This window comes from Qipengyuania psychrotolerans (genome assembly GCF_019711355.1).
Lineage (GTDB): Bacteria > Pseudomonadota > Alphaproteobacteria > Sphingomonadales > Sphingomonadaceae > Qipengyuania > Qipengyuania psychrotolerans.
In genome coordinates this window covers 2,047,663-2,066,212 of record NZ_CP081297.1, presented here as the reverse complement: position 1 = coordinate 2,066,212, position 18,550 = coordinate 2,047,663, and the positions used below count along the sequence as shown (strand labels likewise).

The following is an 18,550-nucleotide window of genomic DNA, read 5'->3' as shown; positions in this document are numbered from 1 at the left end:
GTAATGCCAAGTCCGTAGCACACCGCCGCACGTGTCTGAATCGCGATGGCCTCGCGTCAATGGCTTGAGGGCGGCAGGGCCGACCGACATGGCAGCAATCCCGCGACGTAATCCGCAATGGCAAGGCTGGAGGTCAAACCGGGCGATTCGATTCCGAACAGGTTCACCAGACCGGCCACTCCGTGCACCTTCTGGCTATCTATCCGAAAATCGGCTGCCGGCTGGCCGGGTCCGACAATCTTTGGTCTTATCCCGGTGTAGTCCGCCGACAGGTTTTCGCGGTCGATACCGGGCAGATATGTCCTGATTGCGGCCACGAATTCGTCGGCTCTGCTATCGTCGAAACGATAATCGATTTCATCGATCCAGCGCACGTCCGGCCCGAACCTGGCTTGGCCTCCAAGATCCAGCGTCAGGTGAACCCCCAGGCCGCCTTGCTCCGGCACGGGATATACCAGCCGTTTGCATGGAGAAGGTCCGGCCAGCCGGTAATAGTGGCCGATCGAGAAATGCGGTTCGGGAATGGTCGACGCATCCAGCCCGGCAAATTGCCGCGCCACTTGCGGTGCCATCATCCCGGCGCAATTCACCACTTGCCGCGCGCGCAATCGCAGGGACTCTTTGCCTGCCGTTTCTACGATGAAGCCGCCACTTTCGACGCTGCAGACGGTGATCGGCGTTCGCAACACCACCATGCCGCCGGCCTCTTCCAGATCGGCTTGAAGTGAAAGCATCAGCGCATGACTGTCGATGATGCCGGTCGACGGGGAATGGAGCGCGGCATGACACTCGACCGCCGGTTCCATTTCCTGGGCCTCTGCGCGGTCCAGCATTCGCAGATCGGTAACACCGTTCGCCGCGGCCCGCGCACGAATTTCCTCCAGCTGGTCAATCTGGTCAGCGCAGGTCGCCACAATCAACTTGCCAAGGCGCTTGTGCGGCAATTTGCGATCTTTAGCATAGGCATACAGCTGCTCTTTCCCGCGCCGACAAAGCTTGGCTTTCAAGCTGCCTTGCGGATAATAGATACCGGCATGGATAACTTCCGAATTGCGGCTGCTTGCGTGCAGTCCGATTGCGGATTCGGCCTCTAGAACAAGCACTTCACGTCCAGAGCGAGCGATTGCCGCCCCGCAGGCCAAGCCCACGACGCCTGCGCCGATCACGATGCACTCGACTTCTTCCATACCCGGTGTTTCTCCTGGGAAGACTTGGCGGCCGCAGACTAGCTTGATTGTCGGACACTGCGCCAGAGCCGCAGGGGCAGATATTGCCAATGCCAACCAGAAAAGCCGTTAATTTCCGCTGTCTTGCCCCCAATGCGTTACACCTAATGAGCGTCTGCGGTTTCGGGCGACTTGCTGTAGATTCTCCCGACCATGGAAGCTGCCGCGATACACTTGTCGGACATCGGACCGGATGCCTGGGACGCGATCCCCGCACAGCCCAGCACCCCTATGCGCCAGTATATCTGGGCGAAAGCCTATGAAGAAACGCTCGCGCGCGGAGCTGTGAAGGCGGTCGTGGTCGGACCTCCTTCGAAACCTCTTGCCATTGCGCCTTTCGCGGAACCTGCTTCTGGGCCGCGCCGCCAGATATTGCTGGGCGCGGAAGACTTATGGGAATCGATCGAAGTTACAGCAGGGGACGAGCAGTCCCAGCGCCAGCTTGCCCAGCTGATCGCTAATTCCGGCATGCCCATCCGGCTTGGGCACCATCCCACCGATACCCCATTTCTCCAGCTTCTTTCGCAGGCCTACCGCGGCAAGGGGAGGGTCATCGTTTCGACCCAGCAGGCACGCGCCATGCCCAAAATCAAACTCGATGCCTCGTGGATCGAACCGGAAAGCCATTTCAACTCGCGCCGGCGTTCGGACTTCCGCCGGATGTCGCGCAAGGCCGAAGCTTTGGGCGAAGTGACATTCGAGATAACCGAGCCAACTGCTGACAATCTGGACGCGCTATTGAATGAAGCTTTCGATGTTGAAGCCAGCAGCTGGAAGGGTCGCTCCGGTACCGCGATCAGTCAGGATTCCGGTATCGCGGCTTTTTATCGCAACTATGCACACCAAGCGGCCGAAGCAGGTATTCTGCGGCTATGTTTCGTCCGGATCGACGGGGTCGCCGCTGCCATGCAATTCGCAGTCGAATGCGATCAGAGCTTCTGGCTGATCAAAGTCGGATACAACGACGCTTTCAAGCAGGTGTCCCCAGGCAATTTGTTGATGCGCGAAACCATCAAATATGCGGCGGAAAAAGGGCTGGGCTCATACGAGTTCCTCGGCAAGGAGGCTGAGTGGACCAAGCTATGGGCAGACGGCGCGCGCCCGATCGCAACCGTTCGGGCGTATCCCTATAACCTGCGAGGATTGGCCGCATTCTGCTCCGATTGCCTCGACTTCGGCCTGAAGAAAATCCGCACTCGGTTGGAAAAGCACGGGAGGAAAGAACTTGCGTGAATTGCTGAAGCCCATGGTCATGCCAATCCTGAAGCAGGCCTCGCGGGCCTATGTCGCAGGAGACGATCTCGATCAGGCGCTTGATCTGGCCAAGCGCATGCAGGGTGCGGGATTATCAAGCACGCTGTGCTATTGGAACGATGGCACAGAGGAGCCCGAGCTCGTCGCTAACGAGTATCTTCGCATTCTGTCGGCCAGCAAGGAAAAAGGCCTTGATGTAGCCCTTGCTATGAAGTTGCCCGCATTGTGGGAGCAGCAGAAACAGGTCGACCGCGTCGTGGAAAAGGCGCGCGAACTGGACCTTCCGGTCATCTTCGATTCCCACGATCCGCATAAATCGGACGATATCCTTGCGTGCCTCGACAAGACCGGCCCGCAAGGAATGGGCTGGGCAATACCGGGGCGCTGGCATCGCAGCCTCGAAGATGCCGAGCGGGCAATCGAGCTTGGTGTCAGGGTCCGCGTCGTCAAAGGCCAATGGCCCGATCCTACCGACCCTGACCTCGACATGAGAGAAGGGTATCTGCGGGTTATCAAGCGATTGGCAGGGCGCGCCTCGTTCGTCGGCGTAGCCACTCACGACGCCCCGCTTGCGGCAGCGGCCATGGAAATCCTGGCGAAGGCCGGTACCCCGTTCGAGCAGGAATTCGTGTTTCCCCTACCGATTGAACCAGCACTTGAGGAAGGGAAGCGCTATGCTGCCAAGGCCCGTGTCTACCTCCCGTATGGGTCGGCGTGGCTGCCCTATTCGCTCAAGCGTGCGATCAATAATCCGATCATGCTTTACTGGTTGGCTCGCGACGCTTTGCTGGGCCGCACCTACAAGGTCCCGGAAGAGGTGGTTGCCTAGACGATTGGTCGCCGGCTGCTGCTGATTTAAAAGCCGATAGGCTTGCGCTGATATGCTCTCACGTAGTCGATTTCCATTGCCACCGATTGGGGGGTCGAGGCGTCCATCTGGCCCGTATCCGTCGGGAAAGAGATGAGCATATACATGGGCTGGCGAAACTCTTCGAGCATGGGTGTGCGCCAGATTTCCCGCCGGTTGAGATAAAAGACGACAATGTCCGGGGTGACTTCCACGCCGTAGGTATTGAACTTGCCGCCCAATGACCCCGGCTCGATCTCATGGCGCGTTGCGAAAGTTTTTCTGGTTTCGGTTTGGTTTCGCGGGTGCTTGTGTATTCCTAGGCTCAATTTGTCCGGATTATGGGTTAGATATTCGAACACATCGATTTCGGCGGTGCCTTGGCGCTTATCCACTCCGACCAGCCAGAAGGACGGCCAGAAACCCGGCGCGCTGGGGAGCCGCGTACGAATTTCAAAATAGCCGTATTTTTGTGCGAAACCGCTGTTGCAGGCATCCCACGAGGAGAGCATCCCGCTCTCCCAGCTCCCATCGCTGGTTTTTCTCGCTTCGATGCTCAGGATCCCGTTGCTTATCGTGAACGGGTGCCCGGGGCCGGGCGCCTTGAACCGGGCATCACCGAAATCCCCCGCCCACGGTGTGTGTGCAATCTAGCGCGACAAGCATCCCCATTCCGAGACGTCGAGGGAGTCGAAGTTTTCCTCGAATGATGGTTCGAACTGGGAGAGTTCGATTATACCGGAAGGAGCAGCGGGTTCAGCCACTCCGCTACAGCTGAATAGCGAGAGCAGCACGAGCGGTGCCAGGACGGACCTCGCCCTCAAGCCGGGGAACTTGGGCAAGAGCGCTTGAAAGCCATGCGCTTGCAGGTTGTCCTCCAGCTTCATCGGTTAGAGCCGCGAGGCGGTGACCCAGGCCGCCTCTTTTTCGGTCAGTTCCGGATGCAGGAAATCGACGAGCAGAACGACGCGGGGAGAATCCGCGTTATTCTGCGCCTGATGATGGTAGGAAGAATCGAAGATCATCGCTTCGCCCTTGCGCCATTCTTTTCGCAGGCCTGCGACCTCCATGAACCCGTTCCCCGGCACGATCAGGGGAAGGTGCATAGTAAGGAAAACGTTCGAAACGTCGCGGTGCGGTCTAATCACGCCTCCGCCATCTAGGATCGAAAACATGGCATCGCGGAACGAGGGGTAGTGAGGAATGGTCTTCAGGAGACTCGTCGTAATCGGGCAGAGTTCCGCGTTTTCCGTCAATTCCCTATGACGCGTTACGAACTGGAAACTCTTCCAGTGCCCGCCATCGAGACCTGCATATTTGTATTTCCGGATGCCTTCACGGTAGCGCGCGTTTACGCGCTCGAACTCCTCGGTAATCGCGTCTACTGAATTTTCGAACCCTGCAACCCAGTCGAAATCGGCTGCATCGTGCCAGGGTTTGGACGTCAAGCCTGCGAAAGTGAAACCTTGAGGGTTTGGACGGACGGTGGTTTCGCTTTCCCCAAGTTCGCTCGAGATTGACGCTTTTGCTCTCTGCAAACCAGCCGCAGAGCCTGCATTGGCGGTCATCATTCCTATGCCGTTTCGATAGGCCCTGAGGCGCCTTATGGCCGAAATGAGAAGCGCGCAGGAGATGGCGAAGGGAACGAGGAATGCGCCGACGGCGATCGTTTGCGCTACCGCGAGGGCCACTTCACTGCCTCCGCCAATTGCCAGTACTGCGGCGCAGACAAGGCATGCGATGGCACCGATGGTCAGGCTCGGATGCATCCATCGCTTGACCAGCAATTTGACGCTTGTGCCCCAGAACAGTTCGATGCTGCTCGATGCCATTGGCCAAGCCAGCCTGAGGATCATCAGGGTGAGGGCCCCGAACAACATCTCGGTGATTACAGGAAGCGATGCAGGCGCATGCCTCACAATCTCGAGCGCATGGAAGATCATTCCGGCGAGGAGCAATCCGGCCTGGGCAAGCAGGAACGCAAATATGCGCTTGAAGGCTCTTAATCCGTCCATCCCAGCTCCTGCTTGGGTGGAACCGGCTGGCGCGAGTAAGCCGCGTGCGAGGATATGAGCAGCTCTCCGTAAAGGGACAGCAATTGATCGCGCCATTGTTCCGGCGAGTTGGAAAGGTCGCGGGCCTGCGTAAACGCTACCTTGCTCGCCCGCTCAACGACATGATCCTCGTCCAATGCCCGGACAGCTGCCGCCAGTGCTTCTGGCCGTCTTTCGCTGGCGACGAATGCACAGCCCAAATCCGCTGCCTCGCGTGCCACAAAGGAATCCGCAAAGGCGATGAGCGGCACGCCGCTGTGTATTGCTTCGAGCGAGACCAGTCCGAATGGCTCAGGCAACCTGCTCGGCATGATCAAGCCCCTGGCATGAACGATAAGCTGGGCGATTTCGGCATGTGATCGCCATCCCTCCCAGACGCATTCCGGATATTGCGCCTCGAGCCGTTTCCGTTCCGACCCTTCGCCGATTACTCTGAGCCGCCGGCCTGCTGACCGTGCTGCTTGGGCCGCGAGTTCCGCGCCCTTTTCAGGCTCCAGTCGGCCGATGAAAAAGAGGTCGCTGTTCGCTTCGGCTTTTACGCGGTCAGTGCGGAAGGGCTGAACCGGATTGCGGACAACCCGAACCTGAGCATCATCAATCCCGGCGCGTGCCATCCAGTCTGTCATGAAAGGATGGATCACCGCGACCAGGGCCCGCGTATTGCCCATATCGAGAATTTGGTTCTTGATCAGCATCCTGACGGTACGAAAGGCTTTTTGCGAGGCGCTGCGCTTGTCGCAATTGGTCCTCAGGCACTGACTGCTGAGCGGCTTCAGATGGCACACTGATTCAGTTTGAAAATTGAAATAGGTTCCGTTCGGACACGCATGGAAGAAATCGTGCGCGTGAATGACGAGCCGGTCCTGGACCTTCCGCAATGGCGCCAGAATCGACGGGGAGAGCGTCTGGGCCCAGCCGTGCAGGTGATAGACCACATCGGGCGAATCCAGTTCGCTGATCACTCGGCTGACAAAGCGGCTGGCCTGGAGGTTATACAGGCCTTTGGGAATGCGCTGCCTCATGGGCAGATCAAGCAAACTCTTGCCGCCGAGCGCGGCCACATCAACCGTGTCCGGGAGGTTGTCGCGGGAGCCCTCGTCCCCGGTCACGAAGGTCACCTGGTGACCCGCGTCTGACAGGAGCTGTGCGGACTTCAGGGCCAGCGAGGTCGCCCCGCCCGTTGCATTGGTGCTGTCGTTGATGATGACGATACGGGCCGGTGTCATGATGCCCTCAAGGCTATCGGCCGCGCGCCCCAGCGGCGTGACCCGAACGCTCGCCGTGCGTCCAGGATGAACATATCATCATTGATATCGAGGTGGTGACACCCGATTGTCGCTTGCGATGCATCCGGTTCAATCCGCCTGATTTCCCTTTCGGAAAAGGCGTCCATCGAAAGCTCGGTAACCTCCATCAGGCGCAGGCCATATCCGTAGGTCCCATGGCTGTTCATTTGGGCAGGCCTGATGAGCCGGCCATCCCTTTCGAAAGGTCGGCCCGCATTGCGGGCGCTGGTCGTATCGAGCACCACCGGGTTGAGTGGGTGCGGTTCGATCAGTTCAAGGTCCGGACCATCGACCCTGTAAGCATGAAGTTCCATGCAATGCTCGATCACGCTTCCGGTGCAGAGATTGGTCAGCAACCACCACTGATCGCTGGACTTGAACATCACAGTGTCGGCGGGGGAGCGACCTTCCAGGCCTGTTGCGTGTAGCGTCCATCGTGCGGGGAATTCGGTGCACCGCCAAACTTCCACGCGCCTGTTGTGTGATGTTTCGGGGATCATGAAAATCTCGCCGTCTTCGGCGAAGACAAACGGGTACGACAGATGGCCGTCGCCAAGGTCGAGCTCGGTGATATCCACCAGCCGGTTTCCGTCGATGCGCCCAACGCAAATCTTGCCGCGACCATCGGAGTAATCGCATGACTCGAAGAACACGTAGGTCTGGCCGTCCTTCTGGAAGAGGAACGGGTCCGCCCGAAATTGCCCGTCGGGTTGCCGAAGCTCGGTGAGCTGGTCCAGCGGGGAGTTCAGGGCATCCCCTCTGCCGATCAAGAGCGACCAGGACCCCGGCCGCGCGCCGAAACGCCTGAGAACTTCGGCCGAGGTTCGGCGCAGAACCCTTCCTGCAAGTTGCACTACGTAGATGCTTAGCTCAATCAGGCTGGGCGGGCTCGCAGTGCGGGCATCATCCTGGGTAGCAGGACTTGTAACCGCCACCGGTGAAAGCCTGTGCTTGCGGTAGTGCACGAGTTCCCGCTCCGCGAACGCCGGCAGGATGGACTTGGCGAACATGGCAGTGAAAACAGCGCTGAATTTGGTCCCGATCTCGCAACTGCCGACCTCTCGGTAAGTGCCGCAGGGTAAATGCCCGAAGATTGCCATGCGCGTGACGGGCTTCTGCTCTTTGGTCTCGCGAAAGCCCAAAGCTTCCGGCATCGTCTGAGCGCCGCGATTGAAGCTGTACTCCCATACCTCGCTTGAAAGCTCTGCCCTGATCGCGCCGGGAAGACCCGGGACATGAGACAGGATCAGGTCAAGATCAGGGTGCAGCCTGTCGGCCTCGTTCCACGGTATATGCGGCACCGATCCGAGCACGTCGCTTGCCCTGCGTGAAACCCGTCCTGCGGCCATGCCGAAGATCATCGCCTCGATCGCAAGTACCGATTGCAGGGTGAAGCCGGGTTTCGCCAATCGCGATGCACCGCGGCAAACCAGAACCGCCTCAACAGATATGGCCGGATTGCCGATTAGCCGGTCGAAGAGGTCAATCTCCCATTGCTCGAAACCAAGCTCTTGGTCGATCATGAGACCAATTTTTACCAGCCTTGGTGAAGTTTCGGGTTTCGGCATCAGGGCATCTTCATACCGGTTCGAAGAGGCCGGATCATCGAATATTAAGTGGTACGATTGATGGTCAGGTCAAAACGGTTCCTGGTGACGCTATGGTAGTGTGAATAGCTTGGCTCTGACGGTTTTCCCGGGACAAAGAGGGGACGCTTCGGGAGACGGGGCCGGCTTGCAACACAGTTGTCGGAGATTATTTCGGTGCGGATTGCCGCCATTATTGCAACCTTGGGAAGGCGTGAAGCGGCACAGGACCTGGTGGGCGACCTGCGGGCGCAGACACGGCTTCCCGATCGCACGATCTTCGCGGTCACTACGCCTGATGACGCGCCGGACAGGGACCCTTTGCTCGCAAACGAAACGTTGATCTGCGACAGAAAAGGCAGCTGCGTGCAACGCAATCTGGCCATCGACATTGCTGCCGACGACTGTGACATCCTCGTATTCTTCGATGACGATTTCATACCCGATCAGCATTACCTCGAAAGATTGGAAGAGGCGTTCGAAGATGGTCCGGATATCGTCGGCGTCACGGGGTTGGTCGTGGCCGATGGTGTCAGCGGCGCCGGGATCGGTCGCGGGGAAGCTCTTCAGGCTATTCACCGACATGCGCAGGCTTACCCCGACGGTGATCCCGGGCGGGCTCAGCTCTTCGGCCTCTACGGTTGCAACATGGCAATCCGCACGTCTGCGCTGTGCCAACGCCGGTTTGATGAAAAGCTTCCGCTTTACGGATGGCTGGAGGATCTCGATTTGACCAACCAGCTGATGCAGGAAGGTCGCCTGGTACGCATAAACCGCCTGGTTGGCGCGCACCGCGGCATAAAGGCTGGGCGAACGTCGGGTGTTCGGCTGGGATATTCCCAAGTTGCAAACCCCATCTACCTGATCCGCAAAGGTACAGCGCCCAAGCGTCACATGTACGAAAACATCTTCAAATACGTCGCGGTCAATCTGCTGAAATCAGTGAGGCCCGAACCCTTTGTCGATCGCCGGGGAAGGCTGCGGGGTAACCTCGTGGGGCTGCTTGATATCCTGAGAGGCAAATCTAGCCCCGAACGCATACTCGACTTGTGATGCGGCAACCGTGTCGGAGGCAGCGAACAGGTCGCTTGCGCAGCGGGCGATTGCAGTCCTGGTCTCCGCAAGGACATCAGCGTGTGAAGCTTCGTCTATGCCTTCCTCAATCGATTGCTTGATAAGAGCCGCGACTTGACCCGGATCATGTGTGAGCGTGTCTGCTACGAATTGCGGCCTGCCCACCGACCCGAAGAATGCAGATACTTTCGGATCCCACGAAAGCCCTACGTGCGGCACCCGAAACGAATATGCGAGGATATTGGCATGGAGGCGGTGGGCGACGATGGCATCCATTCCGGACACGGTATCGGCAAGTTGCCGCGGCACCCTTGGACGCGGAGCCTTTTCAGTCATGGTATCCTGCAATTCGGCATGAACGCTATCGAGGAATTCCTCGTCATCGGCAGGCCCGTTCGTGAACAGCCTGATGCGGTATCCCATTGCCAGCAGCCTTCGGCAAAGCTGTTCCCAAAACTCGCGCGCTGCCTGGATAGAGCTTAACTCCACCTCCTCGGAATGCAGCGCGAGGGTCCTGGGGTCGACAATTCCGACCCCGATCATTGGCGGCGCGCCATCGCTGAGCCTTTCGGTCACGGTGTACAGTTCATGGGCCAGAAGTCCCGGGTCCCGGCAGGGCGCTGCATTGGGCAGATCATAGCCTGCGAAATGCCGATCCCAGCTGGCTATGGACGCATCGTCGCGGACAGCCACATGGACCGGCGGAGCAGCGCGGAAGGCCTTTTTAAATAACCGCTTAGCAGGGACAGAGAGCTGGTCTGATACTCCGACGCCGAACACTGCAAAGGAGGCATTCAGCCGCGCGACTTCTTGCAGGATCGCCTCGATCTTCAGCGGAAAATTCAGGTCTGCATCGGCAATCAGTTGCCCGCCGCCCAAGATTATTCCGGAAACGCCCCTCATCTGGCTTTGCCACCTTTTGCGATACCGCAATTCGATGAGTACCCTGAGAGCGGTGGCGGCTGCGATTGTCCGGGCTGGCCCGGGCAGGCTGTTCAAGATGCGAATTGCCCGTCCACGCGCTTTTTCAGGCCCGTTTCCAAAGCCGTCACGCCCGGCCAGATCGATCGAGGAGATGTCCCAATCAGGGTGCAGCCTCGCCAGTTCGTATTCGAGGCATTCAGCAATCACCCCGTCGCCCAGATTGGGGCTGTATTTCACATTGAGCAGCGCAATTCGGGTCATGATACGATCGCTGCGCGTCCCAACGAATATTGCGCGCAGGGAAAAACAGGGTGATCTGTAATTAGGAAACCCGTCATCAGCCCACTGCTTTCGCATCCTGAAGCGGGCGAGGCGGCTTGTCCTTCAGCATCACTTTTTTCAACCTGCTCTGGATCATGCGCTCAGGATATTGCGCCATGATCCAAGCGTTGGCGAGCAGCACGGCCAGCAGGACTGCTGCAAGTACAGCCGAGTTGGAAATCCACCAACCGAACACCGGCAACAGAGATTGGCCGAGGATGAAGTGATTGAGGTAAAGCGGGTAGGTCATCAACCCGATGGGGCGCATGATGTGGCGCACGTCCGTCTTGATAAGCCGGTCGCCATATTTCGCGCCAAAAAAAATGAGTGCAGCTGCTGAAGCCCAGATCATCACCGGCGCCAATGCGGTCCGATCATCAGGAACCTGATTGCCGATCTGTAGCATGCAGATCAGGCTGATACCGATCATCAACGCGGCATCCCGGCGCTCCGCACCGGCCTGCACTGCCTCGTACATCAGCATTCCCAAGGCGAAGAAAACGCCGTGGCGGAGCAGCGAAACATCGAACATGAAAGAGCTCAGCCTATCGGCTAACCCGGACGCAGCGAGTGTTTGCGACGCTCCGAGCGATGCCCAGAACACAACCGTGAATGCCGCGCTGGCACCTGCGAGCAGCAGCGCATACGTGCGCAGCGTGCGCTGTGTTCCGCCGAACCATGGAGCTACCAGTATCGCCGCAGTCGTTCCGAGGTAGAAGGCCGCTTCGACTACCAGGGTCCATACCACGCCATCGATGTATGGACCCTTGGGCGAAAGGACCAGAGTCTTCAGGAAGGCGGGGAGGAGCAGCTGTAGCGGTTCGCCCCATAACAACCTTGCGATCAGTGCGATTGTCGCTGCGATCCAGAGCGCCGGCAAAAGCCGGATTGCCCGCTTTCTAAGGAACGTGCCCGCGTTCGATCCGCGCGCGCTTGCGGCAATTACGAAACCGGAAAGAACAAAGAATATCTGCACGCCGACCCACCCCATCCAGGCAATGGGTGCAAGCCAACTGAAAGGAGCATCGCCTGGCTCGGCGGGCCAGAGGGGCGCATCACCGCCAAATGCAACAAAATGGAAAAGGACCACCATTAAGGCGGAACCGAACCTGACCAGATCAAGGCCCCAGAAATAGCGTGCAGGGCCCGAATTGGGCCGAGTTTGCGCAGTCGGATTGCCGCTCGACATGTCGGCCGACCAGAGATTTTCAGTCGCTGGGGCGGTGCCAGTCATAACTTCTTGTTTCGGATCACCATAACAGGCGAATCATCGGCGTCGTTCGGTACAATGGGCTTTTCGGGCATGATGGTTTCGACATGTACCGCGCTGCCGTTTGGAACGTGGCTGGTTTGCGCCTGCGCGCTAAGCTTGATCCAGTAATCGGAACCGGCAATTTCTTCCCAGTCGAAGCCGATCTTGCGCATGGCGACTTGAGCGGCCTGAACCGGTGTCAGAGACTTTCCATCCAGTTGCACCAAACCATTGCCGAGCGCGGTACATGAAATCGAAGGCTCGTTGGCAAAATAGAGGATCGTGCCGGGTTTGGCGTTCAGCGCCTGCATATTGAGGTCTTCGTTGGCTGCCCTGAGCTGGTCCATCTGCGCGCGTTTCTGCGGCGAGATGCCAAGTTCTTTGTCGCTCAGCTCGATGGCATTGATGACCGAGGGTTCGATCGCGGCTCTCAGGAGGTCGGGATTGATTGTCAGATATGCCTGATCATCGGCATCATAGTGCTTGGAAAACAGGAACCGAAGACTGCGCTCCAGCGCCTTCCAGTCCGCCACCTCGGCTGCAAAGTAGAGCCGGAACGGGACCGGTAGCGCAGATTTATTGGTTTTGGCGATCTTGGCGGCCGCATCGTCACCGGACGTAAATTCCAGCCGAACAAAGCGAGGCATGGCATCGTTCACCAAAATGAAGACGGTTCCACTGAGGTTGCTCATTCCATCAATCTCCGTAACTTCCTTGCAGGATCGAGAGCATGGTCGCGCGTGACCGCTCAAATGTTTCCGGATCGCACCCCAATGCAGCCAAGCATTTGCAATTCTTCGATGAATTCTTGTACGGCTGATCAATTCCCACAGCGAAGGTTATCTTGGACTAGTTCGATTTTGACTTCGGGCGACCGCCAGTTCGACCGCATCAAAGACCGCTGGAATGGACACCCGGGATGGCGCGTCTTTTTCTAAACATGTGAGGCGCCAAGCCGGCCTTTGCCCTCCGCATGCGGCCGCTTGGGATTTGATTTTTCGTGCTTCCGGCCAGCGTCCGCAGCGGCCTTCGGCTTGCCCCTCCCGCAGGCGCTGCGAGGCAATTTCGGGGGTTCGCGAACAGGTGCAAGCTGTCCCGAACGAGTTGGGATCATTCCCTCTCCGGCCAAATCATCGCCATTCGCGGAATAAATTTGCCCATTAGGATTAGCCGCTTGCCCCTTCGGTCTAAGCACAGTGCGCGTCTCCCTATCGCCTCGCCATGCAGGTAAACATTTGTTCAGCAGTGCCGGTTTTTCGATGCCGCACGGTTCTGGATCAGCGGTGGAAACCCAAGTGTCCGCGCAAGAGCCAGGCCAATGATCGAACCGGCAGGTGCGCAGTCCGAACGTGGAACCGCAAATAGGAAGAGATCTTGCCTCAGTCGAAACCCAAAGTGACCTTGGCGATGCCCGTCTACAATGGGTCGAATTACATCAGGGATGCGCTGGATTCGATACTGGCGCAAAGCTTCGAAGATTTTGAACTGATCGTCACCGACAACGCGTCGAGTGACGATACCTGCGCGATTATCAGGGAGTATGCGGCACGCGACAGCCGGATCGAACTGATCCGCAACCCGCGCAACATCGGAGCTTCGGCGAACTACAACCTGGGATACGAGCATGGCCGGGGCCAGTACCTGAAATGGTGCGCCCACGATGACACGCTGAGCCCGAACTTCCTGGAAGAGTGCGTCCGCGTGCTTGATGCAGATGCGAGTGTGGCACTGGCTTTCGGGTCGACCAAGGGGATCAGCCCCAGTGGCGCAATTATCGAACCGGTCGGAGAGGAAACGCCTTCGCTTGAAAGCGACGATCCGGCAGTCCGGTTCAAGCAGGCGATCGAGATGTCGGGCACGTGTTTCCCGATATTCGGCCTGTTCAGACGGAATAACCTGGCGCGCTCGACCCTTCACCGGCCCTATTACGGTTCAGATCGGGCTGTGCTCGCCGAAGCGGCATTGATGGGCAAATTCAGGCGCATCGAAGAGGCAGTCTTCTTCAACCGCGAACATGAGCAGCGTTCGATCAACATCGATGACAAGATCCAGCGCAGCCTGTGGCAGACCGGCACGAAAAGCCGCGGCGCTGCCGCAGAGCATTCGCAGCTTTCCCTGCATCTTTTCGAGATTGCATCCCGCCACGGTGATCTGGTGTCGCCGTGGCGTCTCCGCGCCATGCTGGTTTGGCGCAGTTTGAAGCCCATCCAATTGGGCCGTTACTGCCTCGAGCTTGCCAGCATGGTCTCCCCTTCGATCGCACGCGCAGCAAAACAGATTTTCATCCGACCGGTACGAAAACAGGAAACGAGCGAGGTGGTTTAGAACATGTCACGTTATGACCTTTCCGATGTCAAAGTGGGTATCCTCGCCGGCGGCCTGGGGTCTCGTCTTTCCGAAGAAACCGAGATGCGCCCGAAGCCGATGGTCGAAATCGGCGGGATGCCGATCCTGTGGCATATCATGAAGATATACGCGCATTACGGCTTCAACGATTTCAGCATCGCGCTGGGATACAAAGGCGAATACATCAAGCGCTGGTTCCGCGAATATTTCCGCGTTTCCGGGTCGATTTCGATCAGTACGCGCAAAGGCGAACTCGTCCGCCATTCCCCGGAATGCATCCCTGACTGGAATGTCGACCTGGTGGAAACGGGCACCAACGCCGGGACCGGTGGCCGGATCAAGAAACTCTCTAGCTGGCTGGGTGACCGCACCATGATGGTGACCTGGGGCGACGGCGTGGCCGACATCGACATCGGCGAACTGCTGGCCTTTCACAAGTCGCACGGAAAGCTTGCCACGCTCACCGCGGTTCGCCCGCCTGCGCGTTACGGCCATCTCCAATTCGACGGCGAGATGATCACGGATTTTACCGAGAAACCCCAGATCGGCGAAGGCTGGATCAACGGCGCATTCTTCGTGCTCGAACCGGGTGTGATGGATTACATCGACAACGAGGAAACCATGTTCGAACAGGCGCCGCTTTCACGGCTGGCCGAAGACGGACAGCTGATGGCGTATCGCCACAATTCCTTTTGGCAATGCATGGACACGATGCGCGAGAAGCAGATCCTCAACGAGTTCTGGTCGTCCGGGCACGCGCCGTGGAAATTATGGAAGGACGAAAGCAGTGAAAGTTCTATTGACTGGACATCGAGGCTACATCGGAACGGTGCTGGCGCCGCGCTTGCTCGAGCGCAATCATGATGTCGTAGGTCTCGACAGCAATCTTTTCGAAGACTGCAATTTCCTGCCCGACACTGCCGATATCCGCTCCATCGGAGGGGATGTACGGGAATTCGTGCGCGACCCTGCATCGAAAGAAAAGCTTGGCGGACTTGATGCTGTTATCCACCTTGCCGGACTTTCGAACGACCCGTTGGGCGACTACCGTCCGGGCCTGACGCAAGAGATCAACGCCCAGGCTTCGATCGATCTTGCGCGCCTTGCGAAATCCGCTGGCGTGAAACGGTTCGTCTATGCCTCTTCGTGTTCCAATTACGGGGCATCGGGCGATGATTTCATCGACGAAGGCGGTGATCTCAATCCTGTCACACCTTATGGCGTGTCGAAAGTCGAAGCCGAAAAAGCCATAACCGCGATCGCGGACGATGGCTTCAGTCCGACGTTCCTGCGAGCGTCCACGGCTTATGGCCTGTCGCCCATGCTGCGGTTTGATCTGGTTGTGAACAATTTGACGGCGTGGGCGTGCACCACTGGCGAAGTTCATCTCAAGAGCGACGGTTCGCCGTGGCGCCCGATCGTGCACGTCGAGGATATCGCACTGGCCTATATCGCGACGATCGAAGCCGATCGCAGCGACGTGCACCGAGAGGTCTTCAATGTCGGGCAGACCACGGAGAACTACCAGATCCGCGAGATCGCCGAGCTCGTGCGCGACGTCGTACCCGGTTCGAAAGTCGGGTTTTCCCACGATGCCAGCCCGGACGTGCGCAACTACCGGGTCGACTGCAATTACATCGCCCGCAAGCTCCATGGCTTCAAGCCGCAATGGACCTGCCGGCGCGGCATCGAGCAGCTGTATGAGGCATTCGTGCACAGCGGCCTGACCCTGGATGATTTCGAAGGGCCGCGCTTCAAGCGGATCGCTCACATCAAGCAGAACATCGAGGCAGGATCGGTCAGCGAAGACCTTTATCCCGTCCGCGAATTGGAAAACGCGTGAAAGGCAGAACATGAACCAGATCGTTCTTGAACAACCGGGCAAATACTCGCGCACTGAAACCTGCTGCAGATCATGCGAGGGCACTTCGCTCGAGCGGTTTCTCGATCTCGGCTATACGCCGCTTACCGACAGGCTGCTCACCACCGAAGGGCTCAGCGAGCCTGAGCTGGTTTTTCCGCTGGAGGTGGCATTCTGCCCGGATTGCTCGCTGGTACAAATCCTCGAAACAGTCTCGCCCGATGTGCTGTTTGCGGACGCCTATCCGTACTATTCTTCCTTCTCGCCCGCGCTGATGGAGCATTCGCGCAGGAACGTCCTTGCAAGGCTGGAAGAGCGCAATCTGGGTTCGGACAGCCTCGTGATCGAACTGGCGAGCAACGATGGCTATCTGCTGCGCAATTATGTCGAGAAGGGCATTCCGGTGCTGGGTATCGATCCGGCAGACGGGCCTGCCGCAGCAGCAAGAAAAGTCGGCGTCAAAACGATGTGCGGTTTCTTTACCGAGCAATTGGCCAGCGACCTGGCCGAAGCGCGCGGCAAAGCCGACATCATTCATGCCAACAACGTGCTCGCGCATGTCGCGGACACCAACGGCTTCGTTGCCGGCATCGCCACGATCCTCAAGCCCACGGGGGTGGCGGTGATCGAAATGCCGTACCTATTGCCGCTGATCGAACAGGCCGAGTTCGACACGATCTATCACGAGCACCTGTGCTATTTCTCGCTCACCGCGCTCGACAAGCTTTTCCGTCGCCATGGATTGTTCGTTAATCGGGTAGAGGAGCTTTCCATCCATGGCGGTTCGCTGCGAATTTTCGTGGAGCAAAGCGAAGCCGTCGATGCCAGCGTCACCGACATGCTCGCCAACGAACGCGCAATCGGGCTCGACCGGTCCGAGTTCTTTGCCGAGTTTTCTGCGCGGGTCGACACGCTGCGCAGTGAGCTGCTTGCTCTCATCAACGGCCTGAAAGCCAAGGGCCATTCGATTGCTGCATATGGCGCTGCTGCAAAGGGCGCGACGCTGCTCAATTACTGCGGCCTCGACACCACCCAGATCGACTTCGTGGTCGATCGCAACGTCAACAAGCAGGGCAAGTTCATGCCGGGCGCAAAGCTGCCGATCCTCGAACCGGAGGCGCTAGTCGAACGGCAGCCTGATTTCACCCTCATGCTTGCCTGGAATTTTGCCGAAGAGATCATTGCACAGCAGGAACAGTACCTCGCGCAAGGCGGCCGCTTCATCGTCCCGGTTCCCGAGCCGAGGATCGTGCAATGAACATGGTCGAGGCACCGCCGGTCGCAGATACCAAGATCGAACTCAACGATCTTGGCCACGTCACGACATGTCCGACCTGCGGTTCCGGGAAGACCAAGCTATTCTATGAGGTCGAGGACGTACCCACCAATTCGTGCATCCTGTTCGACACCCGCGAGGACGCGGTGGGATGCGACAAGGGTTCGATTGCGCTGCGTTTCTGTCAAACCTGCGGCTTCATTTACAACTCCGCATTCCGCCAGGATTTGACCGAATATTCCGGGCGTTACGAAGAAACTCAGGGATTCTCACCGACGTTCTCGAAGTTTCACCGCGATCTTGCCCAGCAGATGATCGATCGCCACGGACTGACCGGCAAGCGGGTGATGGAAATCGGCTGCGGCAAGGGTGAATTCCTACTGCTGCTTTCACAACTGGGCGAAAACGAGGGCGTGGGCATTGATCCCAGCGCGCTTCCCGAACGGCTGGAAGGTGTGGCCGGTGCGGAGCGGGTAACGTTGATCCCCGAATATTTCGAGCCGTATCACTGCGACGATCAGCCCGATTTCCTGTGCTGCAAGATGACGCTCGAGCATATCACGCAGACGTCTGACTTCATCTCGACGATCCGAGCGGGCCTTGATCCGGACAAGCAGACAGTGGTGTTTTTCCAGGTTCCCGAAGCGGACCGTATCATCAGGCACTGCGCCTTCGAGGATATCTACCACGAGCATTGTTCGTACTTCACCGAAAGCTCGCTGCGGCACCTGTTTTCGAGCAATGGCTTCAAGGTGACGCGCACGGCGATCGAATATGACGATCAATATCTGACGATCGAGGCGTTGCCGAACCGCAGCCCCGACGCGGTGCACGACGCAGAAGCCTTCGATGCACTCGCGCAGCTTGTCGAAACCTTCCCCGACCGGCTTGAAGAGCACAAGAAACACTGGCGCGGCACCGTCGCCAAGGCGAAGGCCGATGGAAAGACCGTGGTACTCTGGGGGTCGGGTTCAAAGGCCGTCTCGTTCCTGACTTTGCCTGATATCGCACAAGCCGTGGACTTTGTGACCGACATCAATCCCAATCGGCAGGGCCACTTCATGCCCGGGACCGGACACCCCATTATTGCTCCAGACCAGCTCAAGGACATCGATCCCGGCCTGGTGGTCGTGATGAACCGGATTTACGAAGACGAAATCTCGCAGTCCTTGGCCGACATGGGCATCGACTGCGCGGTGGAGTGCCTGTGACCCACGGAATTGCACCTGCCCTGTTGAAGGCC

At 58.3% G+C, this 18,550-nt stretch carries 16 protein-coding genes; 8 read left to right on the top strand and 8 right to left on the bottom strand.

Features of this window, described 5'->3' with window-relative positions; all coding sequences use genetic code 11:
- Positions 1–56: 56 nt before the first annotated feature.
- On the bottom strand, positions 57–1,187 hold the full coding sequence (locus K3166_RS10130) for an NAD(P)/FAD-dependent oxidoreductase (protein WP_221422116.1): 1,131 nt from the start codon (positions 1,185–1,187) through the stop codon (positions 57–59).
- Between the two features lie 192 nt (positions 1,188–1,379).
- Here K3166_RS10130 and K3166_RS10125 point away from each other — a divergent pair, with 192 nt between their 5' ends.
- Positions 1,380–2,459 carry a GNAT family N-acetyltransferase gene (locus K3166_RS10125; RefSeq protein ID WP_221422115.1) on the top strand — a complete coding sequence of 360 codons (1,080 nt, stop codon included), beginning with the start codon at positions 1,380–1,382 and terminating at the stop codon, positions 2,457–2,459.
- The gene (locus K3166_RS10120) at positions 2,452–3,309 is read left to right on the top strand and encodes a proline dehydrogenase family protein (protein ID WP_221422114.1); all 858 of its coding nucleotides are present in this window, start codon (positions 2,452–2,454) and stop codon (positions 3,307–3,309) included. Before K3166_RS10125 ends, K3166_RS10120 begins: the two co-directional genes overlap by 8 nt.
- A 26-nt stretch (positions 3,310–3,335) precedes the next feature.
- Here K3166_RS10120 and K3166_RS10115 read toward each other — a convergent pair whose 3' ends face one another.
- From K3166_RS10115 to K3166_RS10100, 4 genes are all read right to left on the bottom strand, one after another.
- A complete protein-coding gene (locus K3166_RS10115) occupies positions 3,336–3,839 on the bottom strand; it encodes a glycoside hydrolase family 16 protein (protein ID WP_425594562.1) in 504 nt (167 codons plus the stop codon).
- A gap of 378 nt (positions 3,840–4,217) precedes the next feature.
- On the bottom strand, positions 4,218–5,342 hold the full coding sequence (locus tag K3166_RS10110) for an aspartyl/asparaginyl beta-hydroxylase domain-containing protein (RefSeq protein ID WP_221422113.1): 1,125 nt from the start codon (positions 5,340–5,342) through the stop codon (positions 4,218–4,220).
- Positions 5,330–6,607 (bottom strand): glycosyltransferase family 4 protein, encoded by a 1,278-nt coding sequence (locus K3166_RS10105; RefSeq protein WP_221422112.1) that lies wholly within the window; start codon positions 6,605–6,607, stop codon positions 5,330–5,332. The genes K3166_RS10110 and K3166_RS10105 overlap by 13 nt, the downstream gene beginning before the upstream one ends.
- Positions 6,604–8,235 (bottom strand): glucosamine inositolphosphorylceramide transferase family protein, encoded by a 1,632-nt coding sequence (locus tag K3166_RS10100; RefSeq protein ID WP_221422111.1) that lies wholly within the window; start codon positions 8,233–8,235, stop codon positions 6,604–6,606. Before K3166_RS10100 ends, K3166_RS10105 begins: the two co-directional genes overlap by 4 nt.
- 177 nt (positions 8,236–8,412) lie before the next feature.
- On the opposite strand from K3166_RS10100, the gene K3166_RS10095 reads away from it, so the two are divergent.
- Positions 8,413–9,306, top strand: coding sequence for a glycosyltransferase family 2 protein (locus tag K3166_RS10095; RefSeq protein WP_221422110.1), 894 nt, complete (start codon positions 8,413–8,415; stop codon positions 9,304–9,306).
- Here K3166_RS10095 and K3166_RS10090 read toward each other — a convergent pair.
- The 3 genes from K3166_RS10090 to K3166_RS10080 all read right to left on the bottom strand — a co-directional run bounded on the left by K3166_RS10090 (position 9,193) and on the right by K3166_RS10080 (position 12,648).
- Positions 9,193–10,512, bottom strand: coding sequence for a polysaccharide pyruvyl transferase family protein (locus tag K3166_RS10090; RefSeq protein ID WP_221422109.1), 1,320 nt, complete (start codon positions 10,510–10,512; stop codon positions 9,193–9,195). The genes K3166_RS10095 and K3166_RS10090 overlap by 114 nt on opposite strands.
- Before the next feature lie 76 nt (positions 10,513–10,588).
- A complete protein-coding gene (locus K3166_RS10085; RefSeq protein ID WP_221422108.1) occupies positions 10,589–11,806 on the bottom strand; it encodes an acyltransferase family protein in 1,218 nt (405 codons plus the stop codon).
- Positions 11,803–12,648: a hypothetical protein gene (locus tag K3166_RS10080; protein ID WP_221422107.1), complete on the bottom strand. Its 846-nt coding sequence runs from the start codon at positions 12,646–12,648 to the stop codon at positions 11,803–11,805. Before K3166_RS10080 ends, K3166_RS10085 begins: the two co-directional genes overlap by 4 nt.
- 550 nt (positions 12,649–13,198) lie before the next feature.
- Here K3166_RS10080 and K3166_RS10075 point away from each other — a divergent pair.
- From K3166_RS10075 to K3166_RS10055, 5 genes are read left to right on the top strand one after another with little or no spacing between them, the layout of a single operon-like run.
- A complete protein-coding gene (locus K3166_RS10075) occupies positions 13,199–14,149 on the top strand; it encodes a glycosyltransferase family 2 protein (protein WP_247714609.1) in 951 nt (316 codons plus the stop codon).
- Positions 14,150–14,152: 3 nt separating this feature from the next.
- Positions 14,153–15,034, top strand: a complete 882-nt coding sequence (rfbF, locus tag K3166_RS10070) for a glucose-1-phosphate cytidylyltransferase (RefSeq protein ID WP_221422106.1) — start codon at positions 14,153–14,155, stop codon at positions 15,032–15,034.
- On the top strand, positions 14,958–16,013 hold the full coding sequence (locus tag K3166_RS10065; RefSeq protein ID WP_221422105.1) for an NAD-dependent epimerase/dehydratase family protein: 1,056 nt from the start codon (positions 14,958–14,960) through the stop codon (positions 16,011–16,013). Before rfbF ends, K3166_RS10065 begins: the two co-directional genes overlap by 77 nt.
- A 10-nt stretch (positions 16,014–16,023) precedes the next feature.
- Positions 16,024–17,289 (top strand): class I SAM-dependent methyltransferase, encoded by a 1,266-nt coding sequence (locus K3166_RS10060; protein WP_221422104.1) that lies wholly within the window; start codon positions 16,024–16,026, stop codon positions 17,287–17,289.
- Positions 17,286–18,518 (top strand): class I SAM-dependent methyltransferase, encoded by a 1,233-nt coding sequence (locus tag K3166_RS10055; protein ID WP_221422103.1) that lies wholly within the window; start codon positions 17,286–17,288, stop codon positions 18,516–18,518. The genes K3166_RS10060 and K3166_RS10055 overlap by 4 nt, the downstream gene beginning before the upstream one ends.
- Positions 18,519–18,550: the final 32 nt, after the last annotated feature.

Bases quoted from the DNA above. Each gene is read 5' to 3' on its own strand.
- K3166_RS10130 (WP_221422116.1), bottom strand. From the start codon at position 1,187: ATGGAAGAAGTCGAGTGCATCGTGATCGGCGCAGGCGTCGTGGGCTTG.
- K3166_RS10125 (WP_221422115.1), top strand. From the start codon at position 1,380: ATGGAAGCTGCCGCGATACACTTGTCGGACATCGGACCGGATGCCTGG.
- K3166_RS10115 (WP_425594562.1), bottom strand. From the start codon at position 3,839: ATGCTCTCCTCGTGGGATGCCTGCAACAGCGGTTTCGCACAAAAATAC.
- K3166_RS10110 (WP_221422113.1), bottom strand. From the start codon at position 5,342: ATGGACGGATTAAGAGCCTTCAAGCGCATATTTGCGTTCCTGCTTGCC.
- K3166_RS10105 (WP_221422112.1), bottom strand. From the start codon at position 6,607: ATGACACCGGCCCGTATCGTCATCATCAACGACAGCACCAATGCAACG.
- K3166_RS10100 (WP_221422111.1), bottom strand. From the start codon at position 8,235: ATGCCGAAACCCGAAACTTCACCAAGGCTGGTAAAAATTGGTCTCATG.
- K3166_RS10090 (WP_221422109.1), bottom strand. From the start codon at position 10,512: ATGACCCGAATTGCGCTGCTCAATGTGAAATACAGCCCCAATCTGGGC.
- K3166_RS10085 (WP_221422108.1), bottom strand. From the start codon at position 11,806: ATGACTGGCACCGCCCCAGCGACTGAAAATCTCTGGTCGGCCGACATG.
- rfbF (WP_221422106.1), top strand. From the start codon at position 14,153: ATGTCACGTTATGACCTTTCCGATGTCAAAGTGGGTATCCTCGCCGGC.
- K3166_RS10060 (WP_221422104.1), top strand. From the start codon at position 16,024: ATGAACCAGATCGTTCTTGAACAACCGGGCAAATACTCGCGCACTGAA.
- K3166_RS10055 (WP_221422103.1), top strand. From the start codon at position 17,286: ATGAACATGGTCGAGGCACCGCCGGTCGCAGATACCAAGATCGAACTC.